A 5,263-nucleotide genomic window follows, 5' to 3' on the forward strand; every position below is an offset into this window, starting at 1 on the left:
GCTCCCGCCCCGTCCGCCCCCGCCCCGACCGCCCAGCCCGAGAAGCAGGCGCACCCGGAGAACGAGGCGCGTCCCGAGCCGAAGCAGGAGGCCCCGCAGACGTCGGGCGCCTCGACGCAGAGCGGCGGCGACACCTACGTGACGCCGATCGTGCGCAAGCTCGCCAAGGAGCACGGCGTCGACCTCGCGGCCGTCACCGGCAGCGGCGTCGGCGGTCGCATCCGCAAGCAGGACGTCCTCGACGCAGCCAAGAAGGCCGAGGAGGCCGCAGCGCCCGCCCCGGCCGCGTCGGCGCCCTCCGCCCCCGCGCCGGCCGCGTCATCGGAGCCGTCGCCGCTGCGCGGCAAGACGGAGAAGCTCAGCCGGCTGCGCAAGGTCGTCGCGTCGCGACTCACCGAGTCGCTGCAGATCTCGGCCCAGCTCACGCAGGTGCACGAGGTCGACGTCACCGAGATCGCCCGACTGCGCACCAAGCACAAGGACGCGTTCCTCGAGCGTGAGGGCGTCAAGCTGACGTTCCTGCCGTTCTTCGCGAAGGCGGCCGTCGAGGCGCTCAAGCAGTACCCGACGCTCAACGCGGCGCTCGACCTCGAGGCCGGCACGGTCACGTACCCGGCCGGCGAGCACCTCGGCATCGCCGTCGACACCGAGCGCGGTCTGCTCGTGCCCACGATCAAGGACGCCGGCGACCTCTCGATCGCCGGGCTGGCGCGCAAGATCGCCGACGTCGCGGCCCGCACCCGGACCAACAAGATCGGTCCCGACGAGCTGTCCGGCGGCACCTTCACGATCACCAACCTCGGCAGCGTCGGGGCGCTCTTCGACACCCCGATCATCAACCAGCCGCAGGTCGCGATCCTCGGTGTCGGTGCCGTCGTCAAGCGCCCGGTGGTCATCACCGACGCGCACGGCAGCGACAGCATCGCGGTGCGCAGCATGGCGTACCTGGCGCTCACCTACGACCACCGCCTCATCGACGGTGCCGACGCCGGTCGGTTCCTGACGGCGGTCAAGGAGCGGCTGCAGAGCGGCTCCTTCGAGGGCGAGCTCTGACCCCCTGATGCACGTCGTCGTCGGCGGCGCGTCCGGCTTCCTGGGCTCGGCCCTGGTCTCGCACCTGCGGGACCAGGGCCACCAGGTGACGCGCCTGGTCCGCTCGGGCACGCCCGGTCCTGACGCCTCCCTGTGGGATCCCGCCGCCGGCCGGATCGACCAGGGGCTCGTCGACCGCGCCGACGCCGTCGTCAACCTCTCGGGCGCGACGATCGCCCGGTGGCCCCGGACGAAGAGCTACAAGAAGCAGCTGTGGTCGTCGCGGGTCGACTCGACCACCACCATCGCGCGCGCGGTGGCGGCGTCGAGCTCCCCGACCGTGCTGCTGTCGGGCTCGGCCATGGGCATCTACGGTGCCGACCGCGGCCAGGACCGGCTCACCGAGTCGGCCGGTCGCGGCGACGGGTTCCTCGCCGACCTCTGCGTCGCGTGGGAGGGTGCCACGGTCGAGGCCGAGCAGGCCGGCCAGCGCGTGGTGCACCTGCGCACCGGACTCCCCCTCGACGACGAGGGCGGGCTCCTGGGTCCGATGCTGCTGCCGTTCAAGCTCGGGCTCGGTCCGCGCCTGGGCAACGGTCGCCAGCGCATGTCGGTGATGTCGCGCCGCGACTGGGTGCGCGCCGTGGCCTTCCTGCTCGAGCGCGACAGCATCAGCGGCCCGGTCAACCTGTCGCTGCCGGAGGCGCCGACGAACGCCGAGTTCACGAACACCCTCGGCGACGTGCTGGGCCGCCCGACCGTGCTCGTGGCGCCCGCGCCGGTGCTGCGCGTGGCGCTGGGGGCGCTCTCGGACGACCTGCTCGGCTCGCTGCGCATGGTGCCGCGGGTCCTGCTCGACAACGGGTTCGTCTTCGAGGACGCCGACCTCGCGTCGGCCCTCCGCTCGGCCCTCGCCTGACGCTCACCGGGTCGCGCCGATGCGCCACCCGTCGGCCGTCCAGGTGAGCAGGACCCTGCGTCGGGTCGGCTGGTCGCTGGGGAGCCGGTACGCCTGCTGCGGGCCCACGGCACGGGTGGGCCGCTCGAGGCAGGCAAGGTCGGCGTCGCCCGTGCCGAGCAGCGTGCTGCACCACGTCACGAGCGCCGCCAGCCAGCTGGTCATGACGTCAGCCTCGACGCCCGTCCCGCTCGCGTCGAGCGGCCGTCCACACCGGGGCTACGGTAGGAGCGTGAGCCTGCAGATCATCGACGACTGGTACGGCGACCGCGCCCTCGACTACGAGGCGGCCTGGGAGCTGCAGCGCGAGCTGCACGCGCAGCGCGTGACCGACGAGATCGACGACACCGCGCTCCTGCTCGAGCACCCGCCCGTCTACACGGCCGGCAAGCGCACCGAGCCGCACGAGCGTCCGTTCGACGGCACCCCCGTCGTCGACGTCGACCGCGGCGGCAAGATCACGTTCCACGGCCCGGGCCAGCTGGTCGGCTACCCGATCACGCGCCTGCCCTCCCACGTGCTCGTCGTCGACTACGTGCGGCGGGTCGAGGAGGCGCTGATCCGCGCCGTCGCCGACCTCGGGGTCGCGTCCGGCCGGGTGCCGGGACGCTCCGGCGTGTGGGTGGCGGCCGACCAGCGCGGCCCGGAGCGCAAGATCGCCGCGATCGGCATCCGCGTGACCCGCGGGGTGACGATGCACGGCTTCTCGCTCAACGCCGACGTCGACCTCGCCTGGTACGACCGGTTCGTGCCTTGCGGCATCGCCGACGCAGGCGTGACGACGCTGACCGCTGAGCTGGGACGCCGGGTGCGCGTGCCCGAGGCGGCCGACGCCGTGCGTCCGCACCTCGTCGACCTGCTGGGCTGGGAGCCGTACACGTCGTCACCGGACCTCGTGCACGACGACGCGCACCCCCAGGTGCCCGTGCTCGGGCTCCCGGGGGCTGCGACGTCCTGACGTCGGCCTGACCCAGCGCTGACTGGGCGTCTACTCGGCCAGCGAGAGCGCCTCGCGGTAGCCGATCTTGTCGCCGGTACGCAGCAGGGTCCGCTCGAACACGCGCGCTCCGAACCTCACGAGCAGCACCGACGCGAGCAGCGTGCCGCCGAGGGCGACCGCAACCTGCCAGGCGGGCACCGACCCTTCCACGAGCCGCGCCGGCATCATCATCGACGAGACCACCGGGATCATCGACACGACCGTCTTGATGCTCTCCCCGCCCAGGATCGCGAGGAAGTACGGCACGAGCAGCAGCATCTGCGCGGGCATCGTCGTCGACTGCAGGTCCTGCGTGCGCGACGCGAGCGACCCGGCCACCGACCAGAGGCTGGCGAGGGCGACGAAGCCGACGAGGAAGAACAGGACGTACCAGAGCATCGGCAGGCCGACGACGTCGAGCGCGCCGCTCTGGCCGGTGAGCAGCAGCCCCACGACACCGGCTGCGGCGTAGCTGACGATCTGCAGCACGGCCAGCGCCGTGTTGCCCACGACCTTGCCCCACAGCAGCTGACGGATCGGGACGGCGGCGGCGAGGATCTCGACGACCCGGCTCTCCTTCTCCTGCGTCACGCTGCTCGCGATGCCCATGCCGAGCACGATCGCGGTCAGGTAGAAGAGCAGGACGAACACGAACGACGTCGCCTGGCGCAGCCCGCCGTCGTCGGCCCCGCGATCGAGCAGCCGCTCCGACGTGGTCGTGCCGGCGTCGAGCGCGGACAGGTCGACGTCCTGAGCGGCGGCGTTCTGCTGCAGCGCCGTCGCGCGCACCGCTGCGGTGACGGACTGCTGCACGGTCGCGTCGACGTCGCGCTCCCCCACGAGCTCGTAGCCGTCGTCGGTCGCGAGCAGGGCGGCGTCGGCGTCGCCGTCCTTCACGGCCCGCTCCGCCGCGGCGGTGTCGGCGACGCTCTTCGGGCGGATGGTCAGCGTGTCGTCGCCGGCGAGCTGGTCGGCGGCCTTGACCACCGCGGCGGCCGCCGGCTCGACGACGGCGACCGTCTGCGTCGTGTCGCGGTTCTGGAACCAGTGGACGCCGACGATCGTGGCGACGATGCCGACGATCGTGACGAGCAGGCCGATGCGGAACGACTTCGTCCGCACCTGCACGTCGATCTCACGCCGCGCGACGACCTTCCACGCGTCACGCGGCGCGCGGGTGCCGCTGCTCTGGTCGGGGTGCGGGGTGTGGGTGCTCATCGGACGGACTCCCGGAAGATGTCGGACAGGGGCTGGTGCACGCGGGCGACCTCGACGACCGGACCGCGTTCGAAGGCGGCACGCGTCAGCTCGGCGGGCTTGAGTCCGTCGAGCTCCACGAGCGCCTCCTCGCCATCGACGTCGAGGGTGCGCACGCCACGCAGGTCGCGCAGCCACGCGGCGTCGGCGCCGTCCATGACCACCCGGTAGCGGACGGCGCCGCGGTCGCGGAGCTCGTCGACGGGTCCGGCGGCCACGACGCGGCCGCCGGCGAGGATGACGAGGTCGTCGCAGAGCCGCTCGACGAGGTCGAGCTGGTGGCTGGAGAACAGCAGCGGCAGGTCGGCGGCCTCCTGCTGCAGCAGGTCGACCATCGAGTCGACGGCGAGCGGGTCGAGGCCGGAGAACGGCTCGTCGAGCACCAGCGCGGTCGGGCGGTGAACGAGCGACGCGGCGATCTGGACGCGCTGCTGGTTGCCGAGCGAGAGCGTGTCGAGCAGGTCGCTGCCGCGGTCGGTGAGGTCGAAGTGCTCGAGGAGCTCGTCGACGCGCGAGCGCGCGTCGCGGGGGTCGAGCCCGTGCAGGCGAGCGAAGTAGACGAGCTGGTCGACGAGGTTCATGCGCGGGTAGAGCCCGCGCTCCTCCGGCATGTAGCCGAAGGAGCGGCGCACGTCGGCGGTGATCGGCTCGCCCTTCCAGCGCACCTCGCCCGCGCTGGCACTGAGCACCCCCATGATCATGCGCATGGTGGTGGTCTTGCCCGCGCCGTTCGCGCCCACGAAACCCGTGGTGCGCCCCGGCCGGACCTCGAAGGACACGTCGTCGACGACCGTGACGTCCCCGTAGCGTCTGCTGAGCTTCTCGACGGTGATCATGCGTCCACGCTAGGGATCCGTCCAGGTTCGCCGCATCGGCCGCGCGGCCACCATCGCCTCCCCCGTTCGGCTAGGTCGAGCCCACCCCACCCAGCACCGCTGGTCGAGTAACCCCCACCACTGGTCGAGTAGCGGACCCGGCGAGCGCCAGCGAGCCCGGGGCCGCGTATCGAGACCACTCGGCGCGGACCAGCGCCGAGC

6 protein-coding genes are annotated in these 5,263 nt (G+C 72.7%); 3 read left to right on the forward strand and 3 right to left on the reverse strand.

Annotated elements, in window-relative coordinates; translation table 11 throughout:
- Together sucB and A6Q79_RS10010 are read left to right on the forward strand one after the other, a co-directional pair.
- A partial coding sequence (gene sucB / locus A6Q79_RS10005; RefSeq protein WP_317698049.1) for a 2-oxoglutarate dehydrogenase, E2 component, dihydrolipoamide succinyltransferase occupies positions 1-1,053 on the forward strand: 1,053 nt, incomplete at its 5' end.
- 7 nt (positions 1,054-1,060) lie between these two features.
- On the forward strand, positions 1,061-1,951 hold the full coding sequence (locus A6Q79_RS10010; RefSeq protein ID WP_286690355.1) for a TIGR01777 family oxidoreductase: 891 nt from the start codon (positions 1,061-1,063) through the stop codon (positions 1,949-1,951).
- A 3-nt stretch (positions 1,952-1,954) separates the two neighbouring features.
- On the opposite strand, the gene A6Q79_RS10015 is transcribed toward A6Q79_RS10010, so the two are convergent.
- Complete coding sequence (locus A6Q79_RS10015; RefSeq protein ID WP_317698050.1) at positions 1,955-2,155, reverse strand: hypothetical protein; 201 nt, start codon at positions 2,153-2,155, stop codon at positions 1,955-1,957.
- A gap of 67 nt (positions 2,156-2,222) precedes the next feature.
- On the opposite strand from A6Q79_RS10015, the gene lipB reads away from it, so the two are divergent.
- Positions 2,223-2,948 carry a lipoyl(octanoyl) transferase LipB gene (lipB, locus tag A6Q79_RS10020; protein ID WP_236749722.1) on the forward strand — a complete coding sequence of 242 codons (726 nt, stop codon included), beginning with the start codon at positions 2,223-2,225 and terminating at the stop codon, positions 2,946-2,948.
- A 30-nt stretch (positions 2,949-2,978) separates the two neighbouring features.
- Here the strand turns inward: lipB and A6Q79_RS10025 are convergent, their stop codons facing one another.
- Together A6Q79_RS10025 and A6Q79_RS10030 are read right to left on the reverse strand one after the other, a co-directional pair.
- Positions 2,979-4,187 (reverse strand): ABC transporter permease, encoded by a 1,209-nt coding sequence (locus A6Q79_RS10025; protein WP_286691121.1) that lies wholly within the window; start codon positions 4,185-4,187, stop codon positions 2,979-2,981.
- Positions 4,184-5,062, reverse strand: a complete 879-nt coding sequence (locus tag A6Q79_RS10030) for an ABC transporter ATP-binding protein (protein ID WP_286691122.1) — start codon at positions 5,060-5,062, stop codon at positions 4,184-4,186. Before A6Q79_RS10030 ends, A6Q79_RS10025 begins: the two co-directional genes overlap by 4 nt.
- Between the last annotated feature and the right edge of the window lie 201 nt (positions 5,063-5,263).

The sequence above is a fragment of the Aeromicrobium sp. REDSEA-S32_B7 genome (assembly GCF_001626145.1).
GTDB classification, from domain to species: domain Bacteria; phylum Actinomycetota; class Actinomycetes; order Propionibacteriales; family Nocardioidaceae; genus Aeromicrobium; species Aeromicrobium erythreum.

Excerpts from the sequence above, each read along its gene's own strand:
- A6Q79_RS10010 (WP_286690355.1), top strand. The coding sequence starts at position 1,061 with ATGCACGTCGTCGTCGGCGGCGCGTCCGGCTTCCTGGGCTCGGCCCTG.
- A6Q79_RS10015 (WP_317698050.1), bottom strand. The coding sequence starts at position 2,155 with ATGACCAGCTGGCTGGCGGCGCTCGTGACGTGGTGCAGCACGCTGCTC.
- A6Q79_RS10025 (WP_286691121.1), bottom strand. The coding sequence starts at position 4,187 with ATGAGCACCCACACCCCGCACCCCGACCAGAGCAGCGGCACCCGCGCG.
- A6Q79_RS10030 (WP_286691122.1), bottom strand. The coding sequence starts at position 5,062 with ATGATCACCGTCGAGAAGCTCAGCAGACGCTACGGGGACGTCACGGTC.